This is a genomic window from Paenibacillus agaridevorans (genome assembly GCF_018604145.1).
Lineage (GTDB): Bacteria > Bacillota > Bacilli > Paenibacillales > Paenibacillaceae > Pristimantibacillus > Pristimantibacillus agaridevorans.
Window position 1 is genome coordinate 2,657,396 of the sequence record NZ_CP075889.1, and the last position, 17,300, is coordinate 2,674,695.

Here is a 17,300-nt window from a genome sequence, read left to right on the forward strand (position 1 = left end):
ATCCTCCTCTACTCTTCATATTCGGTAAAGTCTACGTTTTCGATGATCCATCGCTTGCGGGGGTCGACCTTGTCGCCCATCAGCGTCGATACGCGACGCTCTGCTTTTGCCGCGTCTTCGATCTGTACCTGGAGCAGCGTACGCGATTCCGGATTCATCGTCGTCTCCCACAGCTGGTCCGGGTTCATCTCTCCGAGACCCTTGTAGCGCTGAAGCTCGTAGCCTTTGCCGTATTCCTTAAGATAATTCTGCAGCTGCTCGTCTGTCCAAGCGTAACGCACGGTCTCCAGCTTGCCGGATTTGCGCGTAATTTTGTACAGGGGAGGCTGCGCAATATAGATGCGCCCCGTATCGATGAGCGGCTTCATATACCGGTAGAAGAACGTCAGCAGCAGCACCTGGATATGGGCGCCGTCCGTATCCGCGTCCGTCATGATGATGATTTTGCTGTAGTTGCTCTCATCCGCCTCGAATTCGGGGCCTACGCCTGCGCCGATGGCGGATATGATAGCTTTGTATTCGTCGTTTTTCAGGATGTCGACAAGCTTGGCCTTCTCCGGATTCATCGGCTTGCCCTTGAGCGGCAGGATGGCCTGATGCTTGGAATCGCGTCCTTGCTTCGCCGATCCGCCTGCGGAATCGCCTTCCACGATAAAGAGCTCGTTGCGCGTGTAGTCCTTCGACTGCGCAGGTGTCAGCTTGCCGCCCAGATTGGAGCTTTCGCTCTTCTTCTTGCCGCTTCGGATCTCTTCGCGCGCCTTGCGCGCCGCCTCGCGCGCCTTGGATGCCTGCACGGCCTTCTTGAGCAGCGATTGGGCTACCTGCGGGTTCTCCTCCAGAAATACCTGCATTTTCTCGGCTACGACGGCATCAACCGCGCTTCGGGCAGAAGCGCTGCCGAGCTGGTCTTTCGTCTGACCGACGAATTCCACCTCCGACATTTTGATGTTGACGACGGCCATCATCCCTTCGCGCAGATCGTTGCCCTCCAGGTTCTTGTCCTTCTCCTTCAGCAATGCAGCCTTGCGGGCGTAATCATTCATGACGCGCGTGTAGGCCGTCTTAAAGCCCGTCTCGTGCGTGCCGCCGCCTCGGGTAGGGATAGAATTCACGAAAGACGCAATCGTCTCCGTGTACCCGTCGTTGTACTGGAGCGCCACCTCCACTTCAATGTCGTCGCGGTCGCCGGCAAAGTGGACGACGTCATGCAGCGCCGTCTTCCCCTCGTTCAAAAATTGCACGAACTCGCTTGCGCCGCCATCGTAATGAAAGACGTCGTCCTTGCCGCTGCGATCATCCTTGATCGTCACTTTAAGCCCGGAGTTCAGGAAAGCAATTTCTTGCAGCCGCTCTGCCAGCGTATCGTAGTTGAACGACGATCCGTTCTGGAATACCCTGCTATCGGGTTTAAACGTTACTTTCGTACCGGTGCGGTTGCTGTTGCCGATGACCTCCAGACCCGTGACGGGTTCGCCGACGTGCTCCTTGCCTTTGTCATCGATCCAATATTCGAATCTCATCCTATGTATCTTGCCGTCGCGATAGATTTCCACCTCCAGCCATTCTGAAAGCGCGTTGGTCACTGATGCGCCTACGCCGTGAAGACCGCCGGACTTCTTGTATCCGCCGCCGCCGAACTTTCCGCCTGCATGCAGGATCGTAAAAACGACTTGCGGCGTCGGTATACCTGTCTTATGAATGCCGGTAGGTATGCCCCTCCCGTTGTCGTACACCGTAATGGAGCCGTTTTTATGCAGCGTCACCTCGATCGCGGAGCAGAATTTAGCGAGATGTTCGTCCACTGCGTTATCCACGATCTCCCAAACGAGATGATGCAAGCCGGATAAGCTTGTACTGCCAATGTACATCCCCGGACGTTTCCTGACAGCTGTCAATCCTTCGAGCACTTGTATATCATCGGCCCCATAATTGCCTTCCGCGGCCGTTCCGTTCGCGATTACATCCATTTGCTCACTCATGAGCTTCCCCCAGTCCGTGATACTCGTAATATCTCCAAGCTATTTTAAAGCAAGACTATCCATTCGTAAAGTCAATCTGCAATTTACCCATTATATAAAAACAAACGAATGTTCGCAAAAGTAAAATTTTGACGTCTAAAATCGTCTGTTCTTGACAAGTATGAACGAGTCTATGACAGATGTTCCTGGCGCAATGAAGTTGTTACCATAGTGCGCAATTCCGCGCCTCCTTATGCCGAATCCGCGAAAAAAGGATGCCGCCTGGGCATCCCCGACTTAAAAATATTTGAAAACCTCTATCGTGGCCTTTCCGGGATGAGCGAATCGGCTGTGATTTATATGCATGCTTTCAAATTTGCGCGGGTTACATATACAAGGCTGCAAGCATAATGCTCAGAGCGGATTCATAGATCTCGCCGAATTGTTCGATCGGAAGAGGATTAACGCCGCTGCCAAGCTCCACGGTAAATCCCGGAAGCCGGAAGTCTTGGATAAACCAGTCTTTGTAGCCGGCTGCGCTGTTCGCATTACGCACCGCTTCGTATCCGCTGACAGCCGCGAATTCGTTCGCCAGCACCTCGGATTGAGGTGGCTCCAGTCCCTCGAACCCCCAGAATATGACTTTGCCTTGGGTATGAAACGCCAAGGCCCGCTGAAACCCGCTGGCGCGCGTGAATTCGGCGAGACTCCGCGCCTCCGGCTCCGTAAGCGGCGCTGTGCCGGAGTAATCTCGCGGAGCAGGGACCTGAGGACCTTGAACGGCATCGCGCTCCCAGAGCGCGGGAAACTGCTTGTTGAGATCCACGCCGCGTATATTCGCTTTCCATCCGGAGAAGTCGTTGCTCCCGCCATTGATCGCAATCGCTTCGCTTCTAAACGGCTCTCCATCCGGCGGACCGCTTACCACGAGATTGACGCCATCGGGATTGACCATCGGAACAATGGACAATGTCGTCGTCAAGTACTGCGGATACATCGCCAACCCGCCGAGATCCATACTATTTGTCAAAGACAGCAAATAATCATTCAGGAACTGCATGAGTACGGGCGTCGTAATCCATTCGTTGGCGTGCATGCTTCCATTAAAATGAATTTTTTTGTTGCCGTTCCCTATACCTAACGCGGGGATTGGCTTGCCCATGACCGAAGTGCCGATGTCCGATCGGACGAGGAAGGGATAAATATCCGTCAGCCTGTTCATATCCTCGAGCAAGGAACCGTATCCATAAAGACGCCTCGCATCCACGACGCGCCGTGTAACGCGTCTAGGAACCGCTATTTTGGAGCCGATGGACAACATCTCGCCCTGCAGCTCGGGATTGCTCTGAAGCAGCAAGTCCACAGATACGCCGTTCATCGTCGCTATCCGCCAGAGCGAGTCTCCCGCAATAACCGTATGTTCTGCCCATACATAACCCGGAATCTGAACGGTATCGCCTACAGCCAGCACGCCTGAGGCGGTTTCGCGGTTGGAGTCCAGAATGAGCTGATACGGGATGCCGAACCATATGCTGTACTTCCACAGCGTGTCGCCCGGCCTAACCTTCACTTGCATGTCTTCGCCTCCCCATGCTCAGAGCGCCGCTGCTTAAGCTTTCGACGCACGTATCCTTACATCATCGTATGGCGAAGAATGGCTGGAGGTTCGGCTTTGGCAACATGGCTAACAGCCTTACTTGTATTTGTTCCAGTTTGGGTCGCTGTTGTTCAGCAAATAAGAGAAGTCGTTCTCCTTCAGCTTTTGCTCGCGTTTCTTGGTTTCTTCCGCTTCCTTGCGTTCGCGTTCCTTGCGGTCCGCATCCTCCTGCTTAAGCTGATCCGCTTGAGCCTTCAGCTTATTACGCACATCCGCGCCAAGCAGCTCCTTAAGCGTCGCGCCTTGCTGCTCAGGCTCCGAAGTCGGCGCGGCGGGCCGCCGCTGCCCATGCGGTTTTCCTTTTTTGCCCATTGTCGTCATTCACCTACTTGTTCTTATAGTTTGTGTTCAAAAAGTTCGGTTTTCAGTACATGAGCTTATGCTTCCGATGCTGCGTTTTTTTCAAAAACGCTGAAGAAGATGGAACGAAAGTAGAAACTGAGGAGCGGAGCGTAGTGGTAGCTACGTGAGCACCGGAAGTTTCGCTTGCGTTCCATATTCGAGTCGAGTAGGCTTCTTGGTATACTTCGTGATCAAAAGCGGACTTTTTGAACTACCTTTTAAAGAAGTTGAAGTTTCACTTATAGTCGATATGGAGACATTCCGCCGCCGTACGCGCAAGATCGCGAGCCGCTTCAACATCGACGGAGCTGGACAGTACCACGGCCATTCGTCTGCCTGTTTTCGTCTCCGGCTTGCCGAATAGACGGACTTGCGTGTTAGGTACGGAGAGAGCTTCTTCGATACCGCCGATGCGGAACTCCGCTGATTCGCGATCTGCTTTGAGCGTATGCGACGCGCCAGGCGTCAGCAATCTGATTGCAGGGATCGGGAAACCCAAAATTGCGCGTACATGCAGCGCGAATTCGGATAGATCCTGCGTCGCCATCGTAACCATGCCGGTATCATGCGGACGAGGAGATACTTCGCTAAAGAGTACGCCGTCCGGCGTTAGAAACAGCTCTACGCCGTAAATACCGTAGCCTCCCAGCTCCTCCGTAATTCGGAGCGCAATGTCTTCCGCTTCGCGAATGTGAGCTTCGCTCATCTCATGAGGCTGCCATGATTCGATATAGTCCCCGTCTTTCTGAACGTGACCGATCGGCGGACAATAACTTGTGCCGGAAACGGAGCGTACCGTAAGCAGCGTGATCTCGGAGTCGAACGTAACGAAACCTTCGACGATAATACGCGCTTTTTTCGCTCGGCCGCCCTCCATGGCGTAGCTCCAGCAGCTCTCGAGCTCGGCCTCGGAGCGGCAGACGCTTTGTCCTTTGCCCGAGGAGCTCATAATCGGTTTGATCACGCAAGGGAACCCGAGCTCCGCAGCTGCGGCGCGCAGCTCGTCGAGAGAGTCCGCGAACCGATACGGCGCCGTCGGGAGGCCAAGCGTCTCCGCAGCCAGCCTGCGGATGCCTTCGCGATCCATAGTCAGCCGCGCTGCACGGGCAGTCGGAATGACATGATGTCCTTCGGCCTCCAATGCAAGCAGCGTCTCCGTCGCAATCGCTTCGATCTCGGGTACGATAAGATCGGGCCGTTCCTCTTCGATAATGCGGCGAATAGCGTCACCTTCCAGCATGTCCGTTACGTATTTGCGATGTGCCACCTGCATGGCCGGGGCGTTGTCATAACGGTCCACGGCAATCGTTTCGACGCCGAGACGCTGAGCCTCCAGCACAACTTCTTTCCCGAGCTCTCCGGAGCCGAGGATCATCATTTTGCGGGCCTGCTGGGATAACGGTGATCCATACATAAAAAAAGAACCCTCCTGGAAACTTTGATAGTCTCCATTCTGAAGGTTCTCCCACCAAAAATCAATATAAGGAGGTTCAAAAGACCACTTTCCATTACGAAGAATTTTCTAGAAGAAGCTTAGTCGACGTCGAATATTGAACTCAGCCGAATCCTCCGGTGCTCACATAGCGCTGCTATGCTCCGCTCCTCAGATTCTAGCTTCGTCCAATCTTCTCGGTACTGAAAAGCGATCTTTTGAACTTTATTTAAATTTTAACCCATTAAACCCTCAAACCTCAAACCTAAAACCTTAAAACCTTTAAACAAACTTGAACTGGGCTTCGATAAGGCCGTTGTAAACGCCTTGTTTTTTGACCAGCGCCGCATGATCGCCTTGTTCGACGATGACCCCGTGATCCAGCACGATGATATCGTCCGCATGGCGAATCGTGGACAGCCTGTGCGCGATCATGAACGAGGTGCGATCTTTGAGCAGCGTCTTGAGCGCTTCCTGGATCTTTAGCTCCGTCTCGGTATCGATGCTGGCCGTTGCTTCGTCTAGGATCAGAATCTTCGGATCGGCCAGCAACGCACGGGCAAAGGATAGAAGCTGTCTTTGGCCCATAGACAAGACGTTGCCGCGTTCTTCGACCTGAGTGTCGTACCCGTCTGGCAGATTCATGATAAAATCATGCGCGTGAACCGATTGTGCCGCCTTGACGATCTCGGCGTCCGTCGCGTCCAGACGTCCGTAACGGATGTTGTCGCGGATCGTGCCGGAAAAGATAAACGTATCCTGCAGCACGATGCCGACCTGCGAGCGCAAGCTTTCGATAGAGACGTCGCGGATGTCGATTCCGTCGATAAGAACGCGTCCCTGTACGGGATCATAGAAACGGCACAGCAGGTTGATGATCGTACTTTTGCCGGAACCCGTATGGCCGACTAAAGCGATGGATTGACCCGCCTTGACGTTGATGCTGACATTTTTGAGCGCAGGTCTGTTCTTCTCGTATTCGAAGACAATATTCTCAAATGTGACGTCCCCGTGAATCGCGGGCAGTTTCTTGGCGTTGCCGGCCTCTGCTACCGTCGGCTCTTCATCGATGAATTCGAAGATCCGCTCCGACGAGGCCATCGCGATCAGAAGCTGCGAGTACATTTGACCCAGCCGGTTGATGGGATCCCAGAAGTTGCCGATATAATTGGCGAACGCTACGAGCAAGCCGACCGTTATGACTTCATTCTGAATCAGCTTCGCACCGTACCAGAACAGAATGCATGTGCCGATTGCTGCCGTTACCTCAATGATTGGACCGAACATTTGGTTAAGCGCGGATGCCTTATTCCAAGATTTAATATTGTCGGTGTTCATATGGTCGAAGAAGCTCATATTATCCTTCTCTTGCACGTACGCCTGCGTGACCTTCATTCCCTGAATGCTTTCGTTCAAGTGGGCGTTAATACGGGATTGCTTCATCCGTACCGACTGCCAGGCGAATCGAATCCGCTTCCGCAAGGAGGACGATACAACAAACATGATCGGTACCGTGATCATAACCGCAAGACCCAGCTTCACGTTTAGCCCCAGCAAAATGATGACGATGCCGAAAAGCTGGATGCAGTCCATCAGCAAGTTGACGACGCCGTTCGTAAACAGCTCCTGCAGCGCGTTGACGTCGTTCGTGACGCGCACAAGCACGGAGCCCGCAGGACGTTTGTCATAGAAGCGGAACGACAGCTTCTGAATATGTTGAAACAGATGCTTGCGAAGATCATAGATAACCTTCTGGCCGATGATGTTCGTATATTTGATCCGATACGTGTTGGAAATCCATTGAATGACATACAGGGCCAGCATTCCCGCCGCAACCGCCACCAGTTCGCCGACGTTCTTGGAGCCAGTCTCGGCCATCAGGATATTGTCGATCGCGTATAACATCAGAAGCGGATTCGTCAACCGTGTCAGCGTACCGATCACCATCATGATGATGACTGGCATCAGCTGCCGATTGTACGGCTTCATGTAATTGTACAGCCGCCTCAGCTGCGCCCAGTTAAACGGCTTTTCGATTTCTTCGTCGTCCTGGTAGACGAATCTTTCGTTTCTGTTTCTAGCTTTCATCTGCGATTTTGCGCTCATTGTACCGAACTCCTCCGAGCTTCGTAAACTCCCGGTATCGGCGACCGACCGGCTTCTGCTTGTTGTTTCTCAATATAATCCGCATATTGGATGCGGTACGTATCCAGATAAGGGCCTTTTTGAGCGATCAACTGCTCATGTGTTCCCCGTTGCACGACATGTCCTTCGTCCAGGACAATAATTTCGTCGGCATGGCGCAAAGAGGAAATACGGTGTGCGATAATAAACGTCGTTCTGCCAGCCATCAATTCCTTGAAGCCCGCCTGAATTTCATGTTCCGTCTCCATATCGACAGCGCTCGTCGCGTCGTCGAGGATGAGGATACGCGGGTTTTTGATCAATGCGCGGGCGATGGCGATCCGCTGCTTCTGGCCGCCAGACAAACCCATCCCTCTCTCGCCTACGACTGTATCGTAACCAAGCGGCATTTCCATAATAAAGTCATGGGCTTTGGCCAGCTTCGCCGCCTTAATAATCTCTTCGTCCGTTACGCCCCCAACGCCATAAGCGATATTGTCGCGTATGGAAGCGGAGAACAGGAAGGTTTCCTGGAATACGGGAGCGATCTGCCTTCTGAGCGATTGTACGTCCAGGTTTCGAATATCGATGCCGTCGAGCGTAATGCTGCCCTGCTTCACATTGTAGGCACGCATCAGCAGCTGGATAACCGTAGATTTGCCAGAGCCCGTTCCTCCAAGGAAACCAATGACCGTACCAGCCGGGGCATCCAGACTGAGAGAAGTGATCGCCGGAGCTTTGTCCGGATAATTAAACGTCACGTTCTCAAACCGGACATGACCCTTTACATGTTTTTCATTCACCACGATGGCATCCTTGACGTTTTTCACGTGAACATGTTCATTGAGCAATGTCAGGACGCGCTCGCCGGAAGCTTTGAATTGCGTATAAGCATTAATATGAAAGCCGAGACCCCACATCGGGCCGATAATGTACCAGATCAAGCTGAAAAAAGCAATGAACTCACCTAGCATCATTGATTGATTAATGACCATAATGCCGCCTGCGACCAGCAGGATCACCGCGCACAAGTTCGCCGTAAGCTCCATCACCGGGAAAAACCGCGCCCATATGGAAGACGCTCTAACCTGATTCTGCTGGTACGCGTCGCTCCGAATTGAAAACTTGGATACCTCATGGGTTTCGCGCGCAAATGATTTGACGGTACGAACGCCTGTAATATTCTCTTGCACCGCTGTTGTCAGATCACTCATGGCCTGACGCATTTCGCGGAATGCGGGATGGATCTTCCGTTCGAACTTAAGCGCCAGGAAAATCAAGAGCGGAATCGGCAGCAAAATAATGAGCGTCAATTGCCAGTTGAAATACATCATCATCGCTCCGCCGAATACGACCATCAGCACCATGTTGAGAATTTGCGCGAAGCCGAATCCGATAAATTGACGGATCCCCTCCAGATCGGCCGTCAATCGGGACATCAGGTCTCCCGTTTTCGCTTTGTCGTAATATTGAAAGGATAAGGTCTGCAGTTTGTCGTACAATGCGTTTCGAAGGTTATAGGCAATTTTGTTGCCCAGTCTTCCTCCCAGAAATCCATGTAAAAATTGATTAATCGCTTTCAGTGTAATGACGCCAACGACCAGCATTGCGAGACCAGGCACGAGTTCAAATCGCTCCGGTGTGATTACATCGTCAATCAGGTAACGCAGCAGGTTCGGATACACCAGCCCCAGTGCAGTCGCGATCATCAAGAACAGGATCGAGCCGAACAACAACTTTTTATCCGGCCAATAAAAGGCTTTTAACTGCCTCAGTACGTCCAAGAAAATCCATCTCCCCATCTGTTTTCTTAAGTATGAGTGCATATTACCAGCATCGTTATAGAGGAGCAAATTCGATAATTTTGCGAATTATTGAGTGTATCCGCTTATTATGGCGATTGAGGGTAAGGAATGCTCGATACCTCCCAAATGATCTTGTTTGATTGCCATAATGTACGTATTGCTCCGTTTTTGCACGTTTGCACACAAAAATAAAAAAAGCTTTTGCCGGGCGGAACCGCACCGGCAAAAGCATTAAGCGAATCGTGATATGGAAGGCGGACTGGATCAGACTTTTTGGATATCGATTAATTTTTTTCTAAGCGTCGTCAGCTCCAGCACGGCTGAGCCGCCGGCAAGCGATTGACGTTTGCCCTCGGCATAGGCCAATACATCCGTCATCAGACTTTCACCTACTTGCTCCGAAGCTTTATCCCACTCGCGGCCGTAATGGGTATGCCACTGACTCGCGGATGCGGATGTCCACGCTTGAATGGAAGGCACCAGGATGCCTTCAAGCTCCTTGCGCAACTGCCCCTTGCCTTCTCCTTCGAAAAATTGTCGCGGCGACTTAAATCGGCTCCACAACCATTTGGCTTCGATGGAGGTTTCTTGCCACATCGCGCTTTCCTCCGGTACGACAAGCGATTGCGGCGCATATGGAGCCGCCTCGTAGCCAGGCAGCAACTCGCCAAGCCCCAGCGAGCATGCGGCGTGCTCTTTCTTCAACTCGCCGTTCAGTGCCCGCTCAACGCGCAGCGAAGTCGCCAGGAGCTCCTGGGACAGCTCATGTTGAATAAGGCGCTGGAGCTCCAGCCAGGACGTCCAGACGACCCGCTTTAGGTCTCGGCCGTCATCTTGCAAGGACGCAGGGTTAAAGGCTAAATGGAAGAAGTCTCCAAGCCTGAATTGCAGCCGTTGAGCCACATAATACAGCAGCTCCGACATCTCTTGCTTCAGACCTTCCGGCAAAAGCGCGGCACGCAGCCGATCCATCGGCTCATTAACTCGGCCCATGGAGGCTTCCAGCTTGACGCGTTCGGCCTCGCGAGCCGACTCGTCGCCTTGCGCTCCTGCAATCCAGCCCTCCAGCTGCCCGATTGTCCGCTTGAGCTCTTGGTCAGCGGAATCGATGGCAAGAGCGCCGAGATCCGTTGCGATAAAGGAGAGGAAGTCCCCTTCGAAAGCAGTGATTCGCGAGCGAATAAGAAGCGCCTCATTGCGCTCCGTCTTGCCGTCCAGCGCTTCGATGCTGGAGACGGGATACAGCCGAGGATGCCGGATGGAGTGTTGGAGCAAATTATGCTCCACATGCATCAGAACATGCTGCAGCTCTTCCTCGTCGGCAGCCAGATCCGCGGCGTTGACGATAAAGAACATTTTGTCCAGCTCGAACTGGTCCTTCACGCGGCCAAGCTGATCCAGGAACTGCCGGTCCGCTTGGGAGAAGGCGTGGTTGTAATAAGTAACAAACAGAACGGCATCGGCGTTTTTAATGTAGTTGAAAGAAACGCCCGTATGCCTTGCATTAACAGAATCGGCGCCAGGCGTATCGACCAAGACGATGCCTTCCGCCGTCAGCGGACAATCGTAGTGGAAGTCGATCTCGCTTACAAAGCAGGAGCGCGACTCGTCGGCAACAAACTTTGCATATTCTTCGCGATCGACATGCAGTTCCATGCCCAACTGTTTTTCGTGCTCGTGCCACCCGTTCCTTGCCGCGCGCAGGAAGCTGTAATGCGGTCTGCCGCCGGCGCCGATGGAATCCGGCGATAGTTTATCGATAATTGCAAGAATCGACGCTCCATCAGGCAATGTCTCTTTGGTCGCGCGTTCGCCGAGCAAGGACAAGGAGTACCGCAGATCGTCCAGGATGGCTTCCTTAGACTTCATAGCGACCCGTGCAGTGCCATGCCCGAATTGCCCGGTAGGCGGCATTAGACGATTGATCGCCGCGGTAGTAGGATTCGGAGATACCGGCAATACGGCTTCTCCAATCAATGCGTTTGCAAGCGAGGATTTGCCCGCGCTAAACGCTCCGAACAACGCGATCGTAAATCGGCTGTCTCCTAGACGACGCGCCTTCTCCGCAAGTGCCGCCGCCGCGGCTTGCAGCATGGCATGCGGCTCCAGCAAGTCGGCAGCTTGCCTCATTCGCTTCGAAGCAGCCAACTGCTTCGAGCGGATGGACGAAGAACGGTCAATTGTCCGTTCATCCGCCGTCTCCGACTTAGCAATGGCTATGGCAGCTGCGGCAACTTCCTGCTTCATACGGCCTGCATCATCTTCTCTGCCGCTAGCCGAGCGCAATGGCGGCGAGGAAGAGCACGCATACGACTGCGTCCGTCCGCTCGCTCCCGCAAGCACCATCTCCGCAGGGTTTGGCAGCTGCGGTCTCATTAACGCGTCAGGCTGCATCTGGCGGAGCTCTTCCTCCCTGCGCTTGATAGCCAGCTCCAGGTCATGAAGCGCATCGACTGCAGACGTCTTGCCGCTGAGGACGGCAAGCTCTCCCTTCGCAGCCCCAATATCGGCGTCTACGGAAGCTGCCGCATGATCCGCAAGCACATCGATCACTTCCATCGCGCGCCGCCGGTATTCGCTCTTGACATCCCCAGCCATATCCTTGCTGTAAGTCATCGTGTATTCGTTGCCGAATACGGCGCCTTGCTTTACTCTCGAAACCAGCCAGTCGTCGTCCGGCGTCCAGCCCAGACGTTCAGTCAGCAAAGATTCCAATTGCTCGCCGGCGTAACCTCCTGCAGATGCCGCTTGCCTCAGCAACTGCTTGACATGCCAGTCCATGCTCGCAATGATCAAGCTGCCAAGCTCCGCGCGGAACACGGCAAGGCGCCGCTCCTGCTCCGCGGCCGTCTTGGCGCCGGCAAATAGAAGTCCGGCTTTAAAGCCTGGCTTTCGGCTGTCCAGAAACGAATGAGCCAGGTCCCTTAGAGCGGCCGGCGTAATATTGGCGTTATCCAGTATCGATTGGAGCTCCGTACGAAGCCGCGTACGATATTGTTCCTTTTCAGCCTCCAGCGATCGGATATTGTCTCTCAGCCGCGCAGCTTCCAATTTGACGGAGCTCAGCGCCTCTTCCCCGCCCGCTTCATCCGTTAGTCTTTCGCGTTCCGGCTCGCGGCTTTCGTTCTCCCATTTGACGTGACCGTTAACCAGATGGCGCAGCGAAGCATCCACGCTGTATGCGCAAAGCTCCTCCCGCTTCTCCTTAAGCTGCTCGATCAGAGTCAGAAGGGTATCCCATTGATGGTGGAGATGGTCCGGCTGACGCAGGGAGAGGTACAAAATGCCTGCCGGCTCCAAGTGCCAGGCGTGAAACGCATCCTCTACGCTGCTCTTGTAGGCATCGAAGCTAAGCTCGCGGTCCCGGTGCTTATCAATTTGATTAACGATAAAATAAAGCGGCTTGCCCCAGTCCTTCAGGCTTTTCGCGAATGCGAAGTTGATCTCGGACTGGACGTGATTGTAATCCATGACGTAGAAAACAACATCCGCCAGATGGAGAGCGGATTCCGTTGCCATCCGGTGAGCATCGTCCGTCGAATCGATTCCCGGCGTATCAAGCAAAGTCATCTCCGATCCCAGCAGGTTGCTAGGATATCGAATCGATACAGACAGGAACTTCTCCCCGTCCTTGCAATAAGTGTCCAGATCGTCGATCGGCACCTCCGCGTGAGAAGCGACGCCTCCGGCTTCCGTCTCTACATAGGCTATCGCCCGGTCGCCGCCTCGGATCGAAACGACGTTCGCGCTTGTAGGGATCGGACTGGAAGGCAGCAGCTTCGCGCCGCACAACGCATTGACGAGCGTAGACTTGCCTGCCGAGAAATGTCCGCATAAAGCAACAGTAAGCCGACCTTCGGTCAGCTTACTGTTCAGCTCCTGCGCTTGTACGGCACGGGTATGGTCGCCTGCGGCTTCCAATTCGGCGCCGATCTTGTGTAACGCTTCAGCTAGGTTCTGCACGTTCATTACTTTCGTCATCTCCATACTATTGTACTCGCTCTTATACCGCTTCTTCTTCTTCTGTCGACGGCAGGCAAATCTCGAATACATTGCCATGCTGAAGAATCATAATGTTGCGCTCTTTCTCTTTCATCACGACAACCTCGGGCTTGACGCGCATACGATCAATATATTGATCCGGCACGTCGCCTGATCCGCTCACCGTAATGCCATCGATGACGATATCTTCATTCTCCTTGGGAGGAGATTCAAGGACTTGCTCGTAAATATCCGAGAATAGTTCAAAATTGTTTGTGTACACGGAGATACATTTCATATTCATCATCCTTCGACTCTTGATTTGGTATTCTTACCTTTATGTTTGGTCTTGGCCGCCGGCTTCATACGTGCTTTGCCTTCCTTGCACAAATCTAGCAGCGGACAAATCGGACATTGCGGACTTTGAGCCTTGCAATGGTAACGTCCGAAGAAGATGAGTCGATGATGCGTCAAGGTCCATTCGTCTCTAGGCACCAGCTTCATCAATTTATGCTCTACTTCCAATACGGTGTCATCCGACTTCGCGATGGCGAGGCGCTTAGACACCCTCTCCACATGCGTATCGACTGCAATGGCGGGTTCGCCGAATGCATTTGACATAACTACGTTGGCTGTCTTCCTGCCCACTCCGGGAAGCTCTATCAGTCCTTCGTGCGTCCGAGGCACATCTCCTTCGTACTTGTCGATCAAGATGCGGCTGAGCTTCTGTATATTCGAAGCCTTGCTTCGGAACAAGCCGATTCGCCTGATGTCCTGCTCCAGCTCTTCGAGCGGAACGCTCAGATAATCTTCGGGACGTTTATACTTTCGGAACAGGTCTGCCGTCACCTTGTTCACCGTCTCGTCCGTGCACTGAGCCGATAACAGCACAGCAATCGTCAACTCGAACGGATTGTCGTGATTCAGCTCGCAATGCGCGTCAGGGAACATGTCGGCGATGATATCCAATATATGACGCATCTTCTGCTTCGCATTCATCGCTGTCCTCCAGAGTAACAACACTATCGTTCAAAGTGTAGCGAAATTTGACACGCTTCGCAACTACCAATCCCATGATTTCCAAAAAAAAACCGCCCGTAAGGGCAGTTTTTTCACAAAATGTTCCCGCATTGACCTACTGCAAGAGTCATACTATGCTTTTATCCGTTGGAACCGCTATTCGCGTTTACTTCTTGTACTTGCATGACAGTATTGCCAATGTAAGATACTTCTACCTTGTCTCCAGCTCTGTATGTGGAAATAAGTGCATTCGTTCCGTCCGGCTTCAACATCTTAACATTCGTTAATGTTAACGTAACGGAATCATTGACCGCGTTTTTAATAACCATTTTTTTGTTGGCAACGTCCACGGATACGACGTCATATGCAATTGTGCGATGAACTCGAATAGAAGCCGCTTCAACCTTGTCCATCTTCATAGCCACCGTAATGGAATCGCCAGTCTTCAAATCGGCTAGAGTGGCCGTAGGACGGCTGTACCATTCCACTCCGGTAACGGTATAAGGAATTTTGACGGTGTATCCTTCCGTTGTCAGAACCGATAACGATTTGGCTGCAGTATCGATCTCCGTAATCGTTCCTGCATAATTCAATACAAAATTAACCGAAACGACATTTGCGCCCGTATGTTTGATTACAACGTTTACGTTGCTATTGATGAGAGCCATTGCCGCCTCTCTATCCATTGTCGTTCCCAAGTAGTTATAAATCGTTTTGTCGGTCAAACTCAAAGATAGCGGCTGTTTGTCGCTTCCAAGCACCGTCACGAATTTATCCGCTTTGTCGTAATACACGATTCTCGCTCCCGCAAGCACCTTCACGTCGCGATTGAGAACTTTGATCTTTGTTACTTTGCCTTCATCGTTCAAGCTGACCTCGACCTTATCGCTGCCTGGGATCAGATCGCCAATCGCGGCATTGGCCAATCCGCTAATTTCAACCGTTGCGCCGACGGCCAGAAACTTCGATACCAGATCTCCATCCTTGGTGATCGTTACCGTTTTGGAATCTGCGGAATAAAAATCACCCGACATCAACGTCACTGCCTGCTCAGCCGCGACAACGAGACTAATGGCTTGCGGAGATTCGCCAAATGCTTCCCGCACGACGGTCACAGCAGCGTTGGCTTTAATATCGGCGAGCGTCAATACTTTGCCGTCCGTATCTTCAATCCTCATGGCATCGCTATATTGGATTTCAACCGGCTTATCGTCAATCCATAGATAAAAGATTTTCGAAGTTTCGTTATAACGCGCGAACGTACCCGAGATCGAATCCGTATGTTGCACATCGCCCAGAACTTCAACGTATAAAGCTTTGCCGTCTTTGGCAATGACGGAGACGTCGCCGTATTCCAGCAATTGATCCTTATTGATCGCCTTTTCCGAATTGTAATGATAATAGAGCGTGTTCGCATCAAGCGTAAACTTCAATTCTTCTCCGACATCATAGATCGTAATGGCGTCTTCGCCCAAATCGGAAACAACGCCGCTTATTTGTCCGGGATAGTCCATAGGGAAGCTGGTTTGCGCACGGCTAAACAAGGTGGCCAAGCTTGCGCGATTTATGGCGTTTTTAGGCGCAAATTCCGTATCGGTTAAACCTTTGATCAGTCCCAACTGATAAGCTGCGTTCACATAACCCTTATAACGAACATGCACGTCGTTTGCATCGGTGAAATGCGAAGGCGCGTTCTCTAGCTGCGAAGCCGCAGCCTCCTGTCCGATGGCCTTCACGATGAGCTTCGTAACCCATTCGCGGCTGGCAGGCTTCGAGCCCCATTCGGTATCGGGATCGGCCGCGGCCAACTGATATTCCTCATCGCGATCAAGGAGCCCTTCGGAAAAAGCAAGCTCGATATATTTTTTATAGAAATCGCCGACCGTAAACTTTTCTCCGAATACGATTAGCGAATCCTCATCCGCCAAGTCATCCAAACCGGCAAATCGAAGAGCAAGGAGCACGGCCTCCTGCTGACTGATGCTCTTCTCTGGTCTGAACGTATACGTATCGGTATTCTTGTCATAATATCCCGTAATAACGCCTTGAAACGACAGTTTGGCCACATGTTTTTCTGCCCAGTGACCGTTAGGCATATCCGTAAACGGCAATGCTTTAGTTGAGACTGTTTCCTCCGCGGATACCGGGACCGGAGTCGACAACAGGGCCGTTCCGCTGCCCGTTACCAGCGTGAAGGCAAGCGCGCCCGTCATAATTTTTTTCCAAGTTTCATGCAATAACATTAGGCATATCTCCTTCGCATTAGAGCTTTATGTATACATAAAAATTCCACTTTTACTTATTCGTCATTGAGCGACAAAGTTCCTCCCGCTTCCATGCAGAACGGCCATTGCCGTCACTTGGCGGCAACGGCCGTTCATTCAACCAATGAACTCGCGCTTGCGCTAATCTTTTTTAAGAGGATGCTCCAGATCGACATGCCCCATCAGACTTTCCACTTGTTCGCCTTGAACGAGCAGTTGGATGCCATCTATGAACTCGAATTGAAACAACGTTTTCTTTAAGGAATCGATCAACATCATCTCGCCTGGAGCCCCTAACCTCGACTCGTCAGGGATTTTGATATCTATGGTCGCGATACCTTTTTTTAACGTTGCGGAGAGAATTTCGATACCGTTCCACAGCGACTGGTTCGGTTCCTCGTTTTCCTGCAGCGCCTCGATCGTCTTGTTCAGAAGTTCCTCTTCGCTGCCGAATTCGATCGTCACTTTTCTTTCGATCATCTCAAGCAGTTGTTCGTCGGTTAGATAAACGGACACCTCCTGCGAAAGAAGTTCCGGCGTCGGTGCGGGACTTGCCGTTGGCAGCGGCGACTCTGAAGGAGCACCGCTTGGCGAGGGCGATACGACGCTGCCTCCTGCGACGTTGCCCGGCTCATTGACGCCGCATCCGGCAAGTAATAACGTACATGCGGCAACGCCGAGGATCACTCGAAGTTTTCCAGCTTTCATAATCTTGGA

The 17,300-nt window shown here is 52.4% G+C and carries 11 protein-coding genes; all 11 read right to left on the reverse strand.

Annotated features, from left to right (window positions below; translation table 11 throughout):
* Window positions 1-8 precede the first annotated feature (8 nt).
* The 11 genes from parE to KJW29_RS11090 all read right to left on the reverse strand — a co-directional run bounded on the left by parE (window position 9) and on the right by KJW29_RS11090 (window position 17,291).
* Window positions 9-1,979 carry a DNA topoisomerase IV subunit B gene (parE, locus tag KJW29_RS11040; protein WP_214629831.1) on the reverse strand — a complete coding sequence of 657 codons (1,971 nt, stop codon included), beginning with the start codon at window positions 1,977-1,979 and terminating at the stop codon, window positions 9-11.
* 364 nt (window positions 1,980-2,343) lie between these two features.
* Window positions 2,344-3,534 carry a M14 family metallopeptidase gene (locus KJW29_RS11045; RefSeq protein WP_214629832.1) on the reverse strand — a complete coding sequence of 397 codons (1,191 nt, stop codon included), beginning with the start codon at window positions 3,532-3,534 and terminating at the stop codon, window positions 2,344-2,346.
* Window positions 3,535-3,651: 117 nt separating this feature from the next.
* Window positions 3,652-3,927 (reverse strand): YqkE family protein, encoded by a 276-nt coding sequence (locus KJW29_RS11050; RefSeq protein WP_214629833.1) that lies wholly within the window; start codon window positions 3,925-3,927, stop codon window positions 3,652-3,654.
* A 265-nt stretch (window positions 3,928-4,192) separates the two neighbouring features.
* On the reverse strand, window positions 4,193-5,371 hold the full coding sequence (gene purT, locus KJW29_RS11055) for a formate-dependent phosphoribosylglycinamide formyltransferase (protein WP_214629834.1): 1,179 nt from the start codon (window positions 5,369-5,371) through the stop codon (window positions 4,193-4,195).
* 300 nt (window positions 5,372-5,671) lie between these two features.
* Window positions 5,672-7,495 carry an ABC transporter ATP-binding protein gene (locus tag KJW29_RS11060; RefSeq protein ID WP_214629835.1) on the reverse strand — a complete coding sequence of 608 codons (1,824 nt, stop codon included), beginning with the start codon at window positions 7,493-7,495 and terminating at the stop codon, window positions 5,672-5,674.
* A complete protein-coding gene (locus KJW29_RS11065) occupies window positions 7,492-9,297 on the reverse strand; it encodes an ABC transporter ATP-binding protein (RefSeq protein WP_214629836.1) in 1,806 nt (601 codons plus the stop codon). The genes KJW29_RS11060 and KJW29_RS11065 overlap by 4 nt, the downstream gene beginning before the upstream one ends.
* Before the next feature lie 285 nt (window positions 9,298-9,582).
* The gene (locus KJW29_RS11070) at window positions 9,583-13,287 is read right to left on the reverse strand and encodes a dynamin family protein (protein ID WP_214629837.1); all 3,705 of its coding nucleotides are present in this window, start codon (window positions 13,285-13,287) and stop codon (window positions 9,583-9,585) included.
* Between the two features lie 34 nt (window positions 13,288-13,321).
* A complete protein-coding gene (locus KJW29_RS11075; protein ID WP_087566949.1) occupies window positions 13,322-13,597 on the reverse strand; it encodes an NAD/NADP transhydrogenase alpha subunit in 276 nt (91 codons plus the stop codon).
* Between the two features lie 5 nt (window positions 13,598-13,602).
* Window positions 13,603-14,298, reverse strand: coding sequence for an endonuclease III (gene nth, locus KJW29_RS11080; protein ID WP_087566940.1), 696 nt, complete (start codon window positions 14,296-14,298; stop codon window positions 13,603-13,605).
* A 161-nt stretch (window positions 14,299-14,459) separates the two neighbouring features.
* Complete coding sequence (locus KJW29_RS11085) at window positions 14,460-16,562, reverse strand: S-layer homology domain-containing protein (RefSeq protein ID WP_214629838.1); 2,103 nt, start codon at window positions 16,560-16,562, stop codon at window positions 14,460-14,462.
* Between the two features lie 162 nt (window positions 16,563-16,724).
* Window positions 16,725-17,291, reverse strand: coding sequence for a GerMN domain-containing protein (locus tag KJW29_RS11090; RefSeq protein WP_214629839.1), 567 nt, complete (start codon window positions 17,289-17,291; stop codon window positions 16,725-16,727).
* Window positions 17,292-17,300 lie beyond the last annotated feature (9 nt).